The organism is Bifidobacterium reuteri DSM 23975, from assembly GCF_000741695.1.
GTDB classification, from domain to species: Bacteria; Actinomycetota; Actinomycetes; order Actinomycetales; family Bifidobacteriaceae; genus Bifidobacterium; species Bifidobacterium reuteri.
In genome coordinates this window covers 78,585-96,025 of sequence record NZ_JGZK01000004.1, presented here as the reverse complement: position 1 = coordinate 96,025, position 17,441 = coordinate 78,585, and the positions used below count along the sequence as shown (strand labels likewise).

19 protein-coding genes are annotated in these 17,441 nt (G+C 61.2%); 6 read left to right on the top strand and 13 right to left on the bottom strand.

The window, feature by feature from the left end:
• Positions 1-103 precede the first annotated feature (103 nt).
• From BREU_RS04780 to BREU_RS04730, 11 genes are all read right to left on the bottom strand, one after another.
• Positions 104-475 (bottom strand): hypothetical protein, encoded by a 372-nt coding sequence (locus tag BREU_RS04780; protein WP_043164810.1) that lies wholly within the window; start codon positions 473-475, stop codon positions 104-106.
• Between the two features lie 72 nt (positions 476-547).
• On the bottom strand, positions 548-1,516 hold the full coding sequence (locus tag BREU_RS04775; protein WP_223847982.1) for an amidase domain-containing protein: 969 nt from the start codon (positions 1,514-1,516) through the stop codon (positions 548-550).
• Positions 1,517-1,674: 158 nt separating this feature from the next.
• Positions 1,675-3,342, bottom strand: coding sequence for a VirD4-like conjugal transfer protein, CD1115 family (locus BREU_RS04770; protein WP_043164807.1), 1,668 nt, complete (start codon positions 3,340-3,342; stop codon positions 1,675-1,677).
• A complete protein-coding gene (locus BREU_RS11230) occupies positions 3,339-3,773 on the bottom strand; it encodes a hypothetical protein (protein WP_052119036.1) in 435 nt (144 codons plus the stop codon). The genes BREU_RS04770 and BREU_RS11230 overlap by 4 nt, the downstream gene beginning before the upstream one ends.
• Positions 3,770-4,078 carry a hypothetical protein gene (locus BREU_RS04760; RefSeq protein WP_043164804.1) on the bottom strand — a complete coding sequence of 103 codons (309 nt, stop codon included), beginning with the start codon at positions 4,076-4,078 and terminating at the stop codon, positions 3,770-3,772. The genes BREU_RS11230 and BREU_RS04760 overlap by 4 nt, the downstream gene beginning before the upstream one ends.
• Positions 4,075-4,788 (bottom strand): hypothetical protein, encoded by a 714-nt coding sequence (locus tag BREU_RS04755; protein WP_043164802.1) that lies wholly within the window; start codon positions 4,786-4,788, stop codon positions 4,075-4,077. Before BREU_RS04755 ends, BREU_RS04760 begins: the two co-directional genes overlap by 4 nt.
• An 18-nt stretch (positions 4,789-4,806) precedes the next feature.
• A complete protein-coding gene (locus BREU_RS11225) occupies positions 4,807-6,267 on the bottom strand; it encodes an antirestriction protein ArdA (RefSeq protein WP_081886554.1) in 1,461 nt (486 codons plus the stop codon).
• Entirely contained in the window at positions 6,264-7,262 is a 999-nt protein-coding gene (locus BREU_RS12330; protein ID WP_223847977.1) for a hypothetical protein, read from the bottom strand. The genes BREU_RS11225 and BREU_RS12330 overlap by 4 nt, the downstream gene beginning before the upstream one ends.
• A gap of 39 nt (positions 7,263-7,301) precedes the next feature.
• Positions 7,302-8,204: a PcfB family protein gene (locus BREU_RS04740; RefSeq protein ID WP_043164800.1), complete on the bottom strand. Its 903-nt coding sequence runs from the start codon at positions 8,202-8,204 to the stop codon at positions 7,302-7,304.
• A 51-nt stretch (positions 8,205-8,255) separates the two neighbouring features.
• A complete protein-coding gene (locus BREU_RS04735; protein ID WP_044088992.1) occupies positions 8,256-9,707 on the bottom strand; it encodes a relaxase/mobilization nuclease domain-containing protein in 1,452 nt (483 codons plus the stop codon).
• Positions 9,698-10,102: a MobC family plasmid mobilization relaxosome protein gene (locus BREU_RS04730; protein WP_043164798.1), complete on the bottom strand. Its 405-nt coding sequence runs from the start codon at positions 10,100-10,102 to the stop codon at positions 9,698-9,700. Before BREU_RS04730 ends, BREU_RS04735 begins: the two co-directional genes overlap by 10 nt.
• A gap of 289 nt (positions 10,103-10,391) precedes the next feature.
• Between BREU_RS04730 and BREU_RS11220 the strand changes: the two genes are divergently transcribed.
• Positions 10,392-10,898, top strand: a complete 507-nt coding sequence (locus BREU_RS11220) for a hypothetical protein (RefSeq protein WP_052382035.1) — start codon at positions 10,392-10,394, stop codon at positions 10,896-10,898.
• A gap of 28 nt (positions 10,899-10,926) precedes the next feature.
• Positions 10,927-11,259, top strand: a complete 333-nt coding sequence (locus BREU_RS04720; RefSeq protein ID WP_043164796.1) for a hypothetical protein — start codon at positions 10,927-10,929, stop codon at positions 11,257-11,259.
• 115 nt (positions 11,260-11,374) lie between these two features.
• Here the strand turns inward: BREU_RS04720 and BREU_RS04715 are convergent, their stop codons facing one another.
• Entirely contained in the window at positions 11,375-12,934 is a 1,560-nt protein-coding gene (locus BREU_RS04715; protein WP_044089056.1) for a ParB/RepB/Spo0J family partition protein, read from the bottom strand.
• 89 nt (positions 12,935-13,023) lie between these two features.
• A complete protein-coding gene (locus tag BREU_RS04710) occupies positions 13,024-13,647 on the bottom strand; it encodes a DUF4192 family protein (RefSeq protein WP_044088993.1) in 624 nt (207 codons plus the stop codon).
• A 657-nt stretch (positions 13,648-14,304) separates the two neighbouring features.
• Between BREU_RS04710 and BREU_RS04705 the strand changes: the two genes are divergently transcribed.
• The 4 genes from BREU_RS04705 to BREU_RS11875 all read left to right on the top strand — a co-directional run bounded on the left by BREU_RS04705 (position 14,305) and on the right by BREU_RS11875 (position 17,441).
• Positions 14,305-15,486: a sensor histidine kinase gene (locus BREU_RS04705; RefSeq protein WP_223847978.1), complete on the top strand. Its 1,182-nt coding sequence runs from the start codon at positions 14,305-14,307 to the stop codon at positions 15,484-15,486.
• A 16-nt stretch (positions 15,487-15,502) separates the two neighbouring features.
• Positions 15,503-16,210, top strand: a complete 708-nt coding sequence (locus tag BREU_RS04700) for a response regulator transcription factor (protein ID WP_032743799.1) — start codon at positions 15,503-15,505, stop codon at positions 16,208-16,210.
• Between the two features lie 248 nt (positions 16,211-16,458).
• Positions 16,459-17,142, top strand: a complete 684-nt coding sequence (locus BREU_RS04695; RefSeq protein WP_044095830.1) for an ATP-binding cassette domain-containing protein — start codon at positions 16,459-16,461, stop codon at positions 17,140-17,142.
• Positions 17,143-17,312: 170 nt separating this feature from the next.
• Positions 17,313-17,441 (top strand): lasso RiPP family leader peptide-containing protein, encoded by a 129-nt coding sequence (locus tag BREU_RS11875; RefSeq protein ID WP_106426817.1) that lies wholly within the window; start codon positions 17,313-17,315, stop codon positions 17,439-17,441.

The window sequence follows — 17,441 nt, the reverse complement described above, 5'->3', positions numbered from 1 at the left end:
GGCAGTCACGGCCGGGCTGGTCAACTTGACCAGATTAAAGAGACTCTAAAGAATAAAAAGACGAGGGCTATCCCACAGAATTCATGGAATAGCCCTTATCTCATCAATTGCGACGATTGTATTCATTAAGAACACTGTTCGCGTATTCAAGATGAGATTCCGTCTGTTGCTTCATGAGCTCATCGCTCGCTATGATATCGTTCTTCTCCTTCAGCAATTTCCATGCGAATATACTGTATTTATGAGACGGATCTGCATATTCTGGAAGTTCAGGTCTTTCAAATTCAGTTAATCCAAATTTTTGCGCATTCGCCTTTTCGGTCTCTGCTGAGACTAAAGTCGCTAAATTCCAGAAAACTTGGTCTTCTTCCCACTGAGAATATGCCGCGGACACCTGAAACATCAGTACGCCCGTCATGCAGACATATATCAGGGCAATGACTGATATAATCTGAAAATACCTTTTACTCTTCATGACAGCCAGAGTCCATTTTCTCAGTCATAACGATATTGAAGCCCATACCAGGTCATATTATTTTTTCCTTGTTCATGGGCATGCTGCAACGACTCCGTCAACGTGATTTGATGACGATTCTCCGTCTTCTGATCTATGACTGGATTGGCTTTGCCGTTTTTTTACGACGACACCCACAACGAACATAGCGTGATCGATTTCATTATTTGAGGTCCAATCGACATACAATATGCTGCCTTGCCATGCTTTCCAAACATTATCCAAACTGTCATAACTATGCGAATAATGCTTCATGTACGAATAATTGCTATCCGCATTCATCCAAGCGCGTGTTGTCAGCTTATCCGGCATTACAGTAGAGTAATTCCATAGCCGCGTCAGCGTCATTCCGCCTTGATGAAGAGCCTGCGAGACAAAATTTGTACAGTTAGAGCCAAAAGACGGATACGCAGGATTCATTTTATCTTTATTTTCAGGACTCGTCCATTTATCGGCATAATTCATCGCCTTAATATAATTTACTCCGACGGAGTTGTCCCCGAAGGCATATGTCTGAGCCTTATTGAGTGCCTCACTTTCTAATGCGCCATTTTCATCCAAAGAAGCAGGTGTTTTGTCTTCGGTCGGCAATTCATCCGATGCGTCGGCATATTCCGGTGAATCTTGTTCATCAATCACTTTGTCGCTAATAATTGAATACCCTCGCTGCCTTCCCACATGGGCAAGCTCCATGACATGCGTAGAAGTCCAACTCTGGTCAAGATGGTCCGTTCGCTTACCATTAACATAAATAACAGTATCCGAGTCTGCGTCCAGACTCACGTTCACGGTCATATCTGCATCAATCAGATACTCTCCGTCATTTGATGATTGAATGCTTCTAATTGTCGGTACGACTTCAACATTCTTGCTGATAAGACCCTCTTTGGCTTGTTCCTCCGCGGTAAGTGGGATGTTCAGTTTGGACCTCGTACGCGGCGAATGATATTCGGCTAATAGTTCTTGCGAATACTGATGAAGCGTCTGCTGGATCTCTTGCATCTCCACATTGTCGCTTCCATACGCATATGCATTCGCAGGAAGCGTCAAGCTCGTCACTGCGAGAACCGTCAATATCGGGATAATCTTTTTTTGTTTGCATTTAATGCATGATTTCATGCATATTCAAGAGACTGACCGATACATACAAGTTGTGTCATCTATAGATGACACAACTTCTCGCTGAGGAACGGTGGTATGCCTCTGAGTAGGTAGATGCACTGGCTAGTGGGGATGCGCCCGAGTTCGTCCGGGGTGAGGAGTTTTCTCGCGTTCTTGCGGGTGCTGCGTGTCCAGCTGCCGTTGAGGCCTTTGGTTTCGCTGGTTTCGATGACGTCGATGGTTTGGTCTCCGAGCCGGTCGCTGATGTATTTGGTGGTGCTGGGTTCGTTGCCGCCGAGGAAGAGCTGGCTGTCGCAGTTGCCGGCGATGGTCTCCCAGTCATCCCGATAGAGGCTTTTGCCTTGGCTGACGGTCTGAAGGATGATGCTGCAGCTGATGCGTCGGCTTCGTATGGTGGCGATGAGCCTTACGAAGTTGGGGATCTTGCCGATGTTGGCGAATTCGTCGAGCATGCAGTGCACGTCGCGGTCAAGCACGCCGTCGGGTTGGGCGTCGGCTTTGCGTACAAGCGTTTCGAAGAGGCATTGGTAGAAGACGCTGGCGATGAAGGAGAACGTGGCATTGGTGTCGGGCAGTTCGAGGTAGATGATGCGTTTGCCTTGGTCGAGGGTTTCGAGCCGGATGTCGTCGCCGTCGAGAATCCGGCGTACCTCGCGCACTTGGAGGGGTGCGAGGTGGACGCCGGTGGTGATGATGATGCTTTTCTTGGTTTCGCCGGCGCCTTTGAGGAACGTGTTGTATTGGGCGCATGCGAACGCGAGCCCGTCGAGCATTCTCCGGGTTTCCGCGTCGTAGTCGTCGGGATGTTCGCGCATGCGGTGGATTTCGGTTTGGGTTTCGGCGAAGAGCGCGTCGATGATGTATTCCTTGTCTTCGTCTTGTTCGCTGGCTCCCATGCGGTCGAGGGTGTCGGTGACTTGGTTGAGGGTGGGGTTGCTTTCGGTGTAGTAGGTCCATGCGATGAGGGCGCATAGGAGTGCTTTTTCGGCGTCCTGCCAGAAGCTGTCTCCGGTTTTGCGGTCTCCGGTGGCGTTGGTGACGAGGTTGTCGGTCAGGCGCAGGATCGCGGATTGGGGTTCCTTGGAGTCGATGTAGCGCATGGGGTTGAACCGGTCGGATCGGTCGAGGTGGATGAGGTCGAGCGTGTTGACCTGATAGCCGCGGTCGCGCATGGCGTGTTCCGTATCGCGTTTGAGTTCGCCTTTGGGGTCGGTGACGGCCCAGTTCATGTCCACGGACAATAGGTTGGGTTTGACGTAGTAGCGGGTTTTGCCGGAGCCTGATGAGCCAAGCAGGAGCGCGTTGAGGTTGCGCAGGGTGCGTCGTGTGTCTATGGAGAGCCGTTCGGTCGCGGTGAATCGGATGTTGTGGGATTCCACGGGGTCGATGAACGGTTTGATGTCCTTCGGGGTGCCCCAGTGTGCGGAGCCGTGTTCCTCGCCGCTGCGCAGGTTCAGGCGTGCCGTGTACTTGTATGCCCAGATCAGCAGGCCGACGCCCGTTGCGGCGAGTCCGCACAGCAGGTCGGTATGGTTCGTGGACAGGTGGAATGGATGGTACAGGTCGAGCCAGAACCTGTTCATCAGGTCAATCACGCTCATGCCTTCATCCAGGTCGGCGCGTATCTGGTAGCCGATCTTGTCGCCCAGCCAGAACAGCGTGAACAGTCCCATGGCCGCGGGCAGTATGGCTTGCAGACGTTTCATTGGTTTCCCCTGTCTCTTTCCAAGCCGCCGCGGTGCTGTGTCATGGCTCGTCGCATGTCATCGCCTGCGGGGGCATCGGCCGGCTGCGCAATCCGGCTGTTGACGCGGTGTTCGGCGCGGACGCGGATGTTCGTGAGCGTTTGTTCCCTGGTCCATGGCGGATCGTCGGCCGCAGGCTGCATGACGGCGGTGTCCGCCGGCAAAAGTTCATCGTGCCCGGGCGTCGGCTGTCTGTTTCCCGCGTCGGCGGCGATGGTGATGCGCGTGAGGCCTTGGCGGTTCTCGATGGTGTCGCCTCCGTCGCACATCGCGGCAAGGATGCGTCCCACAGGTGTTCCCGTATCGTAGGTGGCGGGGATTTCGTGTGTGATTGGAGCGCCGTTGGTTTTCTCATCTGCGCCGATGATGGTGATCGTTCGCGCCGTGTTCACGGGAGCGTGTCCTTGACGCTGGTGTGCAGGGCCATTTCGTCGGCCAGGATGTATGCTTCGTCGGCGGTTTCCTCCTCATGGATGATGCCGTGGACGATGAGCCGTCGCCCCTGCAGCGCACCCTGTTCGCGTAGGTATGCCGCATGGTCTCCGGCTGCGTGCACGCGGATGATGAGCGGCGCGTCCATGGTGCCGGCGTTTACGGTCAGGGTTGCCGTCGTCCTACCGTTGCCGTCGGTGTGGAATCTGGCGTCATCGGTGAGGATGCCGCGCGCATAGGCCTGCGGGTATCGGGCGTCGCTCATCGGCTTGGCCTGCGTTTTCTGGTGGGTTTGTCGATGTTCGGGGCTTTGCCTTGGACGGCGTTGATGGCGTCGCGTCCGATGGTGCGGGCGTCACGGCCGCCTCCGGTGAGCGCGTCGGATTCGGCGCGGGCTCTGGCCACCCGAACGTGTTTGGAGGCGAGCGTGTCGAGGGCCTGTTCCCGTGCGGCCATGACCCGTATGCTCCACGGGTCCCGGTAGTCATCAATCGGCTGGCTGATGCGAGTGCGGTCGGGCAGTTCGTTGCGTCGGGTCTTGCGGTCCACCGGGTAGGATCGGCATGCGGGGTTCGCGGATTGGATGTAGTGGATTGCGGTGGCGAGGTCGGCGATGCGTTCCTCCGCCGTTTTGTCCATGTCGATGAGCACGCGGCCCTGCACGTGTTGTTCGTCGCATACGGTGCGCGTCCATGTTTCGTAGTCGCGCACGTCAACGGTGTCCCGTTGGTCGCGGTCGTGCTGGTATCGCGTGGCATCGAACCGGTAGGTGATGTCGTGCGGGTGCACGTCGGCCGACCATTCGGGCAACGGTTCGATGGGGATCTCGCGCAGGGTGACGAGCCGGTACGGTGGTTCGATGTCCCCGTAGGAGCCTTGGGGCTGGAGGATGCCGAAGCCTTCCATGCGCAGCTCGTAGCCGAGGCGTTTGAGTTCGTCCTGCAGTTGCCGGTAGGCGGTGTCCATGGTGGTCATGCTGGTCTCCTCGGCGGCTTATCGGTTGCGGGTCTTCGTCCGGTCCGGTGCGGATGGATGGGCTGTGGGGTCGTCGGCGCGCTGGCTGGCCCGTTGGCGTATGCCGTCGAGCACCGTGTCCTTGCCTTTCGACGTGTTTGGCTCTTCCTCTTTCGCCGGTTTGGGGTTGAAGGAGGTGAGGGGTGCGGGCAGCGCGTATCCCTGGTCGATCGGGGTGATGCCGTCGGCGGGGTCGAGTTCGCCGGCGGGCTTGGCGCCCATGGTTTCGGCGAGTATCGCGGCGGCGTCGCCGTGTCCGGTCCGGTCGGCGATGATGCGTTGGAGGGTGTCCTCCAATCCTGCGCTGATGTCGGTGGAATCGGTGGGCATGATGCACTGGTAGACGGGTGCCCCCCAGTTCGTCGCCGTGCCGGAGAGCGTGTATTCCATGATGCGTTCGCCGGGTTCGAGCAGTGATTCGAGCTGGAACGGTTCCCGTGCCGGCATCTGGTCGGGATTGGCGCGTTCTGCTGCGTGTTCGGCGATGAGTCTGGCGAACGTGGCAGAGCCTGAGGGCATGTCGCCGTCCAGCTGGTCGGCCACCGGTTTGATGAGGCCTTGGACCTGTCGGCGCAGGGTTTCGTCATCGGTGTCGTTGGCCCGCATGATGCGTTCGGTGATGCGTGTGGCGTCGTCCGATCGCATCACGTTGTCGTGCGTGTCTCCCCAGCGTTCAACCATCTGCAATGCATCGGAGACCGTCGGCATCGTGGCGTCGAGGCCGGGCTCGCTGTCGGTGTAGGCGTCGATGATCTGCTTGAGCTCCGTACCGGAATACCGTTTGGTGTCGGGGATGGTGGCGTCGAGCAGGAACCCCTGGTCGGCGAGGGTGACGTTGTCGTTGATGGTGGCGTCGCGCCCGTATTTCGCCACGTCGAAGTACATGCCGTATGGTCCGTCAAGGAGTTTCGCGAGTTCGGCGTTTTGGTTGACGCAATGCCAGCCGTACATCTCGTCCAGGTCGGGCGTGTTCTCCTGCGTGATGCCTTGCGGCGGGTCGTAGGTCATGTATTCGATGTCCTCGGATTGGACGAGCAGGTTCGCCAGTCCGATCGGGTCGTGCACGCTGTTCATGTCGGCCGCCAGCCGTACCGCCTCCAATGCTTCGGGCTGGTCTTGCGTGAAGATCCGGGCGGCTTGTGCGAGCGTGTTCAGGGCGTGGATGTCTTCGTATTCGCCGGGCCGGTAGTCGAGTGCGGCGAGCAGTCCCGTGTATTCGTGGTCGAAGATGCCGTATTCCTCGTAGACGACGCCTCCTTGGCGTCCGATCTCATAGGCTTGCTGCGCGTCGAGCGTCAGTCCGACCTGTTCGGTGAGGAACCGGTCGATCCGCTGCTCGTCCGTGGGCAGGCGCAGCCATCCGCCGATGAGCGTGCCCTCGTTGTATCGGCCGAGGTTGCCTACCCATACGTTGATCGTCAGATCGTCTTCCGCCATCATCGGCTCCTTGTCTGTGTTTGCGCCTGCGTTCTTGCCGGCGTGGTGGATGGTGTCTGTGCACGGCGTTTGGCCCTGTCCTTGATGGCGTCGAGCGTCCGGCTCTTGCCGGCCGTCTGGGATTGCGCGGCCGCCTGTTCGGGGTTCTCCGGGCCGGGTGCTGCTGCTGGCGGTTCCTCGCCGGTTCGGGTGCCGGTGGCGGTGACCGGTTTGTTTTCGGCGTGTTGCCTCGCGTAGGCCATGCGTTGCGCTTTGACGGCGCGGCACAGCTGCCATGCGTCGTCGATGCGCATGGTCTCGCGTTGTTCGCCTTTGCCGCGCCACAGTTCCACCGGTTCGCCGGGTTTGAAGCTGACGGTCACGTCGCGCCCGTTCAGTTTGGCGTCCCGTGCATGGTCGGTCAGGAAGCGGTCGAGCTGCCATCCGGTCAGGTCCACGCCGCGGATGCTGGTGCCTTGCGGTATCGCCACGCGCATCTTGTCGAACGTGCGCCCGTCCTTGGAGGTCATCCGGTACAGGTGCACGTAGCTGTTGGGGAAGTTCACGCGCGGCCAGATCTCCTTTGTTCTTCCGCCGGCCGCGGGTTGCGTCGGCTGCTCGCCGCCGGGACGGCCGACGGCCGTCCCGTCCTGCTTTGGCTCCGGGGCCGGGGTATGCGTGTTCCCGGGATGTTCGGGCTGCCATTGCGTCGGCGTCTGCATGGCGTCGGGCGTGTTCCATGATCGTGCGGCCTGCGTGCGGATGCGTTGGGCGATCTCGTCGGAGGCCTGGTCGAGGTCCGGCGCGGGGAAGCCGATCGCGGCGTCGGGCCATGCCTGGTTGTGGCGTCGGATGGCGTCATCGACGACCATGCGGGCGACCTGGTCCAGCCGGTTGTCCTGCGGCATGCCGGCGGCCGCGTATTGCTCGCCGCGTCGTGCGATGTCCGCCAGGGCCTGCCGGTCGTTGTCGATGAGGTTGTCCATGAGCCAACGCGCGTTGGCTGAAAGCTCGGGCATGGCGATGCTCCTTTCCGGTCATGGTCGTCGCGCATCCGTTCACCGGGTGCGGGTGCGTTGTTTCGAGGGCGCGGTGCGGCGTTGGCCTTCGATGCGTTTGCCGGCCCGCTTGCGGATGTCGTTCAGGGTCTGTTGTTTGGTTTTGGGGCGTCGCACGCCGCCGTCCGGGGCGGGGATGTCCATGCGGCTCCAGTCCAGGCCCCGCGAGCGTGCGGTCAGGGATTCGATCGCGTCGGCGATACGTCTGGCCTGGCCGGCCGGGTAGGTGAAGCGCACCGTGTCGTCGGCGACCCGTTGCGTGTGGTGGGGTATGTGGAGCCGGTCGAGCTGGTCGGTGATGATCGCGGCGTCACGGTCCCAGGGCACCGTGCGGAAGTCGAACCGGCCGTTCGATGGCGATTCGGCGTCGAAGGCGAGGCGCAGCGCGTCGTCGGATGGTTCGAGGAACGGGTTCGGCTCCTCCCGTTCCGGCATCGGCGTCGTCTCCATGGACGGCTGCGCGTGGTCGGCGCCACCGGGTTCGGGAATCGTGGCGGTCTCCTGTTGGGCGAGTTCCCGGTTGAGGCGCTCGACGATGCGCGAGACGACGTGGTTGACCTCGTCGGCGTCCCTGCCTTGGAAGTGGAGGAAGGTGCGGCCGGTGTCGCGGTCGTGCTCGATGTGGAAGGTGATGCCGGCCTTTTTCAGGTCGTGTTCGAGCTGCCGGGCGTATCGTCCGGTGACTTCCTGCACGTTGATCGGCTCGCCGGTGCGATGCAGGGTTTTGCCGTCCACCTTGCCGGTGGTCCTGATGCGCCGCAGTGTCTCGCCGGTGGCGTGCACGCCGATGCCAAGCAGGTGCAGCGCCTTGTCGAGCCCGTATTTGGTCACGTCGATGATGACGCGTGTGCCTTGCTCGCTGACGCGCATCATGAGTTCCTGTGCCTGGTCCTCGGCCGCCATGGGATTCTCCCGTCATCCGTCGTGGTTCGTTGCGTTCCAGCTTCCGCCGGCTCACCGGTTCCTGCGGCGGACACGATGCCCGTCATCGCGGCGTTGCGCGCGCCGTGCGCCGTCGGAGCGTTCGGAGGCTGGCGCGGTGCGGGCGATGAGCCGGCGCAGGGCGAGGGCGTCGGAAGCCAGGTTGCGGGTCTCCTGCTCCTCGATGGCGAGCTGGGCTTCCAGTCCCGTGGCGTCGGCTCCCTGATCGTGGTTGTCGGCGATGAGCGCGATCAGGGCGCGCATGTGCTTCGCGTTGCGTTCGACGGAGTCGGTGAGTCGGCCGAGCGTCGCCAATCGGCCGTCGCCCTCATCAATGACTTGGGCGAGCACATTGAGCTCGCGCAGGCTGTCGGCGAGCCGGTCGCAGGCGATCGCCTGACGCAGCGCGCGCCCGTTCACGCCGGTCATGTCCCGGCCGTCGAACCGTTGCCGACAGTAGTCCTCAAGTCGCAGCGCGGGCCGTGCGAACCATGCGTACAGGCTCTCGCAGTCCGTTGACCGCACATAGCCGCCGTTCCCGTCGGTGAGCACCTGTCTGACGTCGTCGGACAGGTAGGCGTGCCAGATCCTTCCGTCGCGCACGAGCCGGTCGCACGGTATTGCCAGGTGCAGGCGTCCGTGCGTGCCGGGCACCCGCACGGTCACCGCCGTATCCGTCCGACGGGTGATCATGGCCTCATGGAAGATGATCTCGCTGAGCGTGCGCCGGTGGATCTTGCCCATGACGGCGAGCATGTTGTACGCCACGCCCAGTCGCCGGTCTCGGATTCCGCGGGTCTGCCCGCATGACGTGTAGGTGATGCGTCCGCCGCGAACGGTCGCGTTGACGCCGAGCGTCGCGAGTTCGCGGCGGAATCCCGCGAAGTCATGGGCGTTCATGCAGGCCGTGTCGATGCTGGTGCGCAGCCGGTCCTTGAGGTTGCCGCCTCTGGCGCTCAGGTGGAGTTCCCCGATCGACGGGGCCACGCGCCCGGACTGTTCCGGCATGAGGATGTGCAGCCCGTATTCGCGGCACAGCCGGTCGCTGATCTTCCGCCATTCGCCCAAAGTCCCTTTCCGCAGACGCAGGGCCTTGCCCGTAATCCGGTCTGCCGGGCAGATGAGGATGTGGTTGTGCATGTGGGACCTGTCGGTGTGGGTGGCGATCACGTAGTCGTGCGTGCCTCCGGTGATCTCCCGGACGAACCGTTCCCCGATCAGATGCGCCAATCGGGGCGTGACCTGGTCGGTGGGATCGAACGATTGGATCACGTGCAGCGCCAACACGGCGCCCCGTCGGCGTGAGCCGCCTTTCGTGGCGTCCAACGCACGTTCGAAGCCGCGGGCGATGGACTCGGCGTCCGTGATGTCATCGCCGACGGTGGTCGAGGCCCACCGGTAGCCGTCGGTCTTGGCCGGGTTCGTCACGTAGGCGATGCTGCGGGCGAGCGTGCTTTTGATCTTGCCGATCTTGACTACAGCCATTCGGGCACCCCTTTGGGGTCGACGTCGGTCTCCACCCGGATGCTCAGGCCCGCGACCAGTCGTTCCGCCTGGCGCAGCTCGTCGAACACGCGCGAGAGCATGGCCAGGTCCGTCTCCCGCGTGGTGTTCGCGTGACGGGCGATCTGGTTGACGTTGTTGCCGATCCTCGCCAGTTGGGCGCTCACGTCATGCAGGTTCGCGGGCACGGTGATGTTGACGCGGTGGGCGCATCTGATCCGGTTGCGGGCGAACGCCATCCATCCCACGGGCCTGAGCCCGGCTTGGATACGCTGACGGTTCTCCACTTTGAGCGAGTCCGCCACCCACCGCCATTCCTCCTCGCTGAACGTGACCGTCTTGCGGATCGTCCTGGAACGGTTGCCTTTCCAGCCCATCGGCGCCTCCTCATATCGGGTTCCACGGGTGTCCCGCGATCGGCCCCGAGCTTCGCGGGGCCGCGCCGGTGTACGTACACCGGCGATGCTTGCTGCACACCAACCGCCCCTCCGGGGAGGGATGGTTGCGGCACCGGTCAGTTTCACCTTCGTGCCACGCCATGCGCGGCGGACTCCATGTCACGTTTCGCATGCCGGTGCCGGTTCCGTTTTCGTGTCCGCCGGCATCATGGCCGGCGTCGTTCTACGATGCGGGGCAACGAAGAACAATCACCGTGAGGAGACCGTCATGGCGAAGCCGAGGGAACGCAACCGGGCGATGCGCGCCATCGCCGACAACGCATTGGATGCCGAGTTGGAGGCGCTTCGGCGCAAACGCGGCGAACTGTCGCGTTTGGGCATCCTGCTGGACGACATGCGCTGGGCCGCGGAACGATTCCGCGACGCCGTCCAGTCGTTCTGCGACGACCATCACATGCCGCGCGCCCAGCTTGTGCGCACGCTCAGGATGGAGCCGAGGGAGACGGGCATGGCGTTCCATGCCGTCACGCCCGACTACGGACATGCCAATCCCGCCGATAGCCATGGCGAAATCCATGATGGCGCGGATTCGGCCGTCGAATCCGGCGGCCGACCGGCATCCGCCGCCGATGCGCCGGAGACTGCCCTGACGAAGGACAACGCCGCAACGGAGAATGCGGCTGATGCCATGGATGCTGACACGTCCGGTTCGATTGGATTGGACCCGGAGGGGTTGCGATTCGGTTTCCCGCGTCCTGGCGGCTACGCTGGATGACATTGGCGACATACGGGAGGTGACGGCGATGCCGATGCTGCTGGTGATGCTTGGCCTGTCGCTGGCGACGGGCGTGATACGCACGCTGATGCGGGGCGTGGCCTCGTGCCTTGCCCTGCTCGCGCACCCGTTGCGGCTCGTGGTGTTCCTCGCGAATTCCGTGTTCACGGCGTTCGCCATGCTGTCGGGATTGCTCATGCTGGCGTTCCTGCTCATGCATTTCCTCGCCGGCTCGGACGCTCCGGCATTGGACGGCTCTTTCACGTTAATCGTCGCCGCGTTCCTCACGGCCGTGCTTGCGAGCATGCTCATGGATTGGTGCGACGCGCGGCTCCGACGACGCTCCGCCCGCCACGGCTGAGCGTCACCCGCCGCCGCTTGGCTCCGGCAGGTGCGGGCGCGCATGCGCCGTCACGTTTCGCCGTCCGCGCCCGGACTGGGCGGAACCCGTATTCCGGTTCCGCCCAGTCCGTCGTCTATTCGGCGTCTTCCGGTTCGCCGGATGCGTCGTCGGTCTGCGACGTCCCGTCGTCGTCCGGTTCGCCGTCCTGCCCTATGCCGGCATCCCCGCCATTGTCGTCGTCATCGATTGGCGCGAGGGAGCCGTTGAGGGCTTCGGTCTCCGTGTCCGAGGTGCGGTAGCCGAGCGTTTCCAAAGCCTCGTACAGTGGCGCGGCGTGTTCCGCGATGGTCGCCGCGCCGCGCCACGTTTCCCAGCTGACGCGTTCCTCGGCCAACGCGTAGAGCAGTCCGAACGCGGCCCGTTGCGGGTCGCCGGCAATCATCGCGGTGACGGACGCGCGTAACGGGTCTTCGGCCTCGCTCTCCGGCTCCTCGGCATCGGCGCCGTCGCCCGTCGTGTCGATGCCGGTGATTTGCCCCCAGACGTCTTCGGCGTGACTGTCCCATTGGTCGAATCCCTCGGTGAGCGCATCGAGCGCGAATCTCGCGGACAGCAGGGCGACGGCCCTGCCGATGCCTTTCGGCTGGGATTTCAGTTCCATGAGATGCGTCACGAACGCGATGCGCAAATCACGGCTTGCCCGCGCGAACTCCTTGGCCGGTGCCGTCTCGCGTTCCTCGCGTTCCCGTTCCTCTCGCCAACGCGCCTCCCGCGCCTCGCGGGCCGCGGTCTCCGCCTCCTCGTCCACGGTCTCGTACAGGACGATGCCGCGCGCCCATGACGCGCCTTCGGCCCGCACCCCCACGACGGGCGTGGCACCGTCATGGGAGTCGCGCCATGCGTCGATGGCCTTGGCGATGTCGCCCGTGGTCAGCATCGTGGTGCGTCGCAATCCCTTCGGCGAGTCATACCAGCCGTCCGTGTTCGGTTGTTCGTCGGCCGCGTCGATGCCCATGCGTTCCAATTCGGCTCTCGCCGTGTCGAGCCATTCGCGCCATGTCCGCTCCTGCCGGGCGTGCTTGACGGCCATGTTCCAGTTCTTGCCGCCCGCCGCCTCGGCGAGCCGTTCCTGAAGGTCCGGATACCGGTCGAAGTCGGCGATGGTTTCCCAGTCGTCGATGCTCAGCTGGGCGGTTCCGGCCTTGCTTCGCGCGTTCTCGCCGATGGCGGCTATCTTCAGGCGTCGGCGCACCAATGACACGGAACGGCCGGTACGTTGCGCCGCCTCGTCCACGCCCACGCCCAAATCGAGAAGCCCCTGATAGCCGTCGGCCTCCTCGATGACGGTCAGGTCGGCGCGCTGGCTGTTCTCCACGAGCATGAGCTCGCGTTGCTCCCGTTCCGACAAATCGGCCACCACGGCGGGCACCCGGCTCAATCCGGCGAGTTTGGCGGCGGCGAGGCGACGATGCCCGATGACGAGCAGGTAGCGTCCCCGCGGCGTGGGAGTGACGAGCAGGTTCTGCCGGATGCCCTGCGCGCGTATCGAATCCGCGAGTTCCGACACGTCGCCCACGTCACGGCGCGGGTTCGCGGGGTTCGGGTCGATGAGACCCACGTCCAGCATGACGATGTTCGATTCGTCCATGCTCTCGTCGGTCATTACGGGACGTTCGATGATTGCGGTTTCCATGATTGTCTCCTTGAAAAAATCGGATGATTGGGATTGGTCGGGGCTTCCGGCGTCGGAAGCCCCGACCGGATTGAATCCGCGGCCGACGTTCAGTGGCGGCGGCGTTCCGTCCATGCGGGGCGGATGCCGTGTTCGCTGGCCGCGAGCACGAGGGACGCCAGCGAACAGTCGTCATCCAAGGCCAAGGCCTTGAGCGCGCGCACCGCGGCGGCGGTCGAACGGTCGGCCATCCACAGCAGGTACGCGCACGACGCCATCGGCTGCGCCTCGTATCCGTCCGGCGCGTCGGCCGTCACCGATTCCAGCAACGCCGTCGCGCGTTCCCCGCGTCGCGTGTCCGGCTGGTAGTCGGCGTCCTTGAACGCCCGTGACAGTTCGCGCATGACCACGGCCGCCGATTCCATCGAATGCGGCTGGGCGTACAGCATGTGCAGTTCGCCGCCGCCCATTTCGCGCAGCGATGCGAGTATCAGCGCGTCCCGCATGCTCAGGCACTCGGTCATCAGCACCGCCAGCGTGACGCGCTCCTCATGGGAGAAGCCGCCCTCGTCGCGCGACAGCAGGCCGTTCCACCTGTCCATCAGGGGCGCGAACCACTTGTCGTCCGCTTGCGCCGGTCCAAGTTCACGCCGGTCCTGAAGAAACCCGTCGCGTACGCGTTTCGCCAGTCCGGTTCCCGCCATGCGGGTGTCCACCATGTCGTTCATGTCCATCGGTCCTTTCCGTGTGGTTTCCATTTCGGACACCACCCGCCTGCCATGCGCGTAGGCGGAGAGACCGGAGGCGTGGACCGCGACGATCCGGGCCGTAGCGAAGACGGCATGCTGGTCCGCCGTCGCAGCGCAGGCACGGGAGCGGCGCGGGACACGGCGCAGGGAACACAGACGGAGCGCATGGCATGCTGGTGGTGGCCGCAAACCCCTCGTCAGATTCCGCGCGGCCCACCGCCGCGAGCATGCGAGCGGCCAAGCAACACGGTCATGCGCGTAGCGCATGGCCCGGGGCCGCGTTCCCGCGCCGATTGCGGAGAGTATGTCGAACAGCCCCGCCTGGAGCATTCTCTCCGCAAGCGGAGCGGGAAGTCCGCGATAAGTTACTGTCATCCGTAGATGTCAAACAGGAGCCAGGTCATGGACATGCGAGCCTCGAATCGTAGATAATGGGAGAGCTGTATTCTCGGACAACGAAGAAGGCGTAAGGTGCAGGTTGCGAGGAACCGCCTCATTATGGGCTCACGCCGGGGTAAGTCATCAGATGGGGGACAAACGCTGGCCGTCACCCCGCGGGATCGATTGATCCTATGGCTTCGTCAGCTCAAAGGGGAACGCCTGCTTCGTTTCACGACGACTCTGATCTGCATCGTTGGCACGATGGGCGTGCTGATCCGCGATTATGTGAAAGAGCGGATGGCAATCGGCACAGGATATTCGTTTATCCGGTTCCTCAACGAGGGAGCGGGGATATGGTACTTCCTCATACTGCTGGTTTTAGGAGCCATAAACGTGACGTTAAGGTCCAGAAGCCCCGTGGCGTTGCTGGCCTTGGAATTCATAGAACTCTCCCTGGGCGTCCTGTTCGGCGTTGGCCTGCACTCATACACGCAGGTCGCGCTTATCCTGGTGCTCTATCTGTGCATTCGGCTTCCCCTGTATGCCCAGGCCATGTGCGATCTGGCCATGATCTGCATGATCGCAATGCAATGCATCTATCCCTCCTATCTACAGCCTCAGTATTTGGCGTTACTGTATTCCGTCGCTTTGGCCGGCATCGCATCCTCACTGTTGTCCATAGTGCGGGAACGGCGAACGGCGAATAGGCTGCTGTCCGAGGCACGGCGAAAGGCCGCAATACTGGCGGAGGAGAAGAATCGTACGGAACGGCGCCTTCGCATGGCCAACGAACTGCATGACAGCGTCGGTCATGGATTGACCTCGATCATCGCGTTATCGCAGGGAGGCGAGGACTGCATAAGGAACGGCGGCTATTCCGACCCGCAACTGGCCGATGTCTTAGCGGAGATCACATCGATTGCGAAGGACAGTCTGGGTGATACGCGCCGCATCTTAAAGGTCTTCAATGAAGAGGAATCGCAGCCGTCTTTGGAACAGGTCGGTCTTGAACCAGTGAATCAGGATGACATCCTTCGTTTACGGGATTGGGACGATATCAGACCCGTACTGGAACACATACGCTCAACCGGAATCATCGTCGTGTTCACCGAAACGGGAAGACGCGTCGAGGATCCCCGCCGTTCGGATTTATGCTTCGCCGTCACTCGCGAGGCACTGACCAATGCCCTTCGGCACGGCGCGGGACTGACCCGCATTGCCGTCTCCTGGAATCATTACCGTGATGGCGGAACAGCAATCACGATCCGCAACGATGGACACGTCTCCGGACACGACACCACCGGCGAGGCATCCGGTCAAAGCGGGAAGCCGACAGGTGGAACCGGACTGCAACGACTCTCCCAACGCCTTGCGAAAATGGGCGGCACCCTGTCCTATGGGCCATACGGCAATGGCTGGGCGGTCAAGGCACTAATCCCCTGAAAGAAACGGAAGAACCATGAAGGATGCAAGAGACGACATCATCAAGGTCATGCTGGTCGATGACATGCGAGGGGCGCGCACCGGCTTCATGATGATGCTGAACAACGATCCGAACATCATCGTCAGCTCACAGGCCGCGGACGGCGCCCAAGCAATCGAGTTCCTACGGCAATCACCGCAGCAACTGCCTGACGTGATTCTGATGGACGTGCGCATGCCCGTCATGGACGGCATAGAGGCGACGGGCATCATCAAGGAGCAATTCCCCCAAATCCAGATACTGATCCTGACCACATACGATGAGGACGATTACGCCTTCGACGGATTGGCGCGCGGGGCATCCGGATTCCTGCTCAAGGATGCGACCCCCAAACAGCTACGTGACGCCGTACACGCCGTGCATAACGGAGATGCGGTATTGACACCGAGAATCACCGGTGAAGTGCTCAATCGCGGGGTTCGGCCCATATCGGACAACACCCGCATCAAGCTGCTACGAAGCCTATTCGACGGACTTTCCAAGCGGGAACGTGAAGTCGCGGAACTCGTGGCGGCAGGCTTGTCCAATCAGGAAATCGCGGAGCGCCTATTCATCGAAACGACATCGGTACGGCGCACGGTAAGCCGCATATTGGCCAGAATGCACATGCGGGACCGGGTTCAAATCGCCATAGCCTGGTATCAATCGGGGCTGGACCAAATAACAGGCGGCAAACCAGCATAAAAATCACGATATTCATCTCAAGGATTGTGGTGTTTGTCATCTTCAGATGACAAACACCACAATCCTTTTATTGGAGAATAGAGCGAACTGGTTAACTGTCTATGTCCATCGCTCAAGCGAACGGAACAAACCTAGCATATATATCACGTCACTTCTGCCATCCCCTAAGATAGGGCAGTATCCAAAAACCGTTAGGGGGGGGGGGACTTCGATTATTGCGGCTCGGGTCAATCGAAGAAAGGAAAACGATGTGCCAGCTGCCCGATTCGGCTTCACCCATCATCGCGTTTGAGAACGTCTCATTCAATCATGCCGGTCGCGAATTGCATGGGATCTCATTTGCCGCCTATGCAGGTCGAGTCACCGTTCTGATGGGACCGCATGACGCCGGCAAAACAACTGTTCTCCGGATGCTGTTGGGACTGGATATCCCGGATTCCGGATGCATATCCACCTGTGGCAAACCCTATGGCACATCCCGTATACCAAAAAACGTTGTGAGTGCAATGCCCGAAGCCATTTCACTGTCCCCGTATTACTCGGCCGGAACCTATCTTCGTTGGAAGGCGCTCTGGGCCGGGACGTCTGATTCGCTTCTTGACGGGATCATTCACATGACCGAACTGCAGAATCTTCTCACCGTCAAGCTCCACGATCTCGCTCCGATCGGTGTCCTCAAAATGCGATTCGCTATAGCTCTGCTTCCCAACCCCAAAGCCCTGATCGTAGACGAACCGCTCCAGCGACTTGATCAATCGGGCACGAATTGGATCTGCGAGCAGATACGGAAGCAGGCGAATCGTGGCGTTGCGGTGCTCATCGCATCCGAACCGGACGGCAGACTGAAGCCGATTACCGATGATGTTGTGGTACTGGATAAAGGCACCGTGGTAAAAGAGGGTTCCCGCGGCCAGCTCTGGAAGGAAGACTGAAAAACGCCGGCGGATCACCCGCTCCCATAGGTCCATGTGTTTGGTGTTTGTCATCCGAAGATGACAAACACCAAACACATTCTTGGATGTACCATCCAAATCAGGTTAACTGGAATGGCATGCACCGGCATGCAATCCGGTTCCATATACAGAACATGAGGAGAACGAAGATGAAGGATTATGTGCCTCCTGTCGTTGAGGTCATCGCATCATTCAAGGAAGCAACCAATGGCGTATGGTTCGGCAACTATGTCGATGTTGGCGGAGCCAAGGCCCCGTTCCCTTGGGGATCGAACTGA

Excerpts from the sequence above, each read along its gene's own strand:
- BREU_RS04700 (WP_032743799.1), top strand. The coding sequence starts at position 15,503 with ATGAAGGATGCAAGAGACGACATCATCAAGGTCATGCTGGTCGATGAC.
- BREU_RS04710 (WP_044088993.1), bottom strand. The coding sequence starts at position 13,647 with ATGGACATGAACGACATGGTGGACACCCGCATGGCGGGAACCGGACTG.
- BREU_RS04730 (WP_043164798.1), bottom strand. The coding sequence starts at position 10,102 with ATGGGCTGGAAAGGCAACCGTTCCAGGACGATCCGCAAGACGGTCACG.
- BREU_RS04735 (WP_044088992.1), bottom strand. The coding sequence starts at position 9,707 with ATGGCTGTAGTCAAGATCGGCAAGATCAAAAGCACGCTCGCCCGCAGC.
- BREU_RS04760 (WP_043164804.1), bottom strand. The coding sequence starts at position 4,078 with ATGAGCGACGCCCGATACCCGCAGGCCTATGCGCGCGGCATCCTCACC.
- BREU_RS11875 (WP_106426817.1), top strand. The coding sequence starts at position 17,313 with ATGAAGGATTATGTGCCTCCTGTCGTTGAGGTCATCGCATCATTCAAG.
- BREU_RS04770 (WP_043164807.1), bottom strand. The coding sequence starts at position 3,342 with ATGAAACGTCTGCAAGCCATACTGCCCGCGGCCATGGGACTGTTCACG.
- BREU_RS04715 (WP_044089056.1), bottom strand. The coding sequence starts at position 12,934 with ATGGAAACCGCAATCATCGAACGTCCCGTAATGACCGACGAGAGCATG.
- BREU_RS04780 (WP_043164810.1), bottom strand. The coding sequence starts at position 475 with ATGAAGAGTAAAAGGTATTTTCAGATTATATCAGTCATTGCCCTGATA.
- BREU_RS04720 (WP_043164796.1), top strand. The coding sequence starts at position 10,927 with ATGCCGATGCTGCTGGTGATGCTTGGCCTGTCGCTGGCGACGGGCGTG.
- BREU_RS04775 (WP_223847982.1), bottom strand. The coding sequence starts at position 1,516 with ATGCAAGAGATCCAGCAGACGCTTCATCAGTATTCGCAAGAACTATTA.
- BREU_RS04695 (WP_044095830.1), top strand. The coding sequence starts at position 16,459 with ATGTGCCAGCTGCCCGATTCGGCTTCACCCATCATCGCGTTTGAGAAC.
- BREU_RS04705 (WP_223847978.1), top strand. The coding sequence starts at position 14,305 with ATGGGCGTGCTGATCCGCGATTATGTGAAAGAGCGGATGGCAATCGGC.
- BREU_RS11220 (WP_052382035.1), top strand. The coding sequence starts at position 10,392 with ATGGCGAAGCCGAGGGAACGCAACCGGGCGATGCGCGCCATCGCCGAC.
- BREU_RS12330 (WP_223847977.1), bottom strand. The coding sequence starts at position 7,262 with ATGCCCGAGCTTTCAGCCAACGCGCGTTGGCTCATGGACAACCTCATC.
- BREU_RS11225 (WP_081886554.1), bottom strand. The coding sequence starts at position 6,267 with ATGATGGCGGAAGACGATCTGACGATCAACGTATGGGTAGGCAACCTC.
- BREU_RS04740 (WP_043164800.1), bottom strand. The coding sequence starts at position 8,204 with ATGGCGGCCGAGGACCAGGCACAGGAACTCATGATGCGCGTCAGCGAG.
- BREU_RS04755 (WP_043164802.1), bottom strand. The coding sequence starts at position 4,788 with ATGACCACCATGGACACCGCCTACCGGCAACTGCAGGACGAACTCAAA.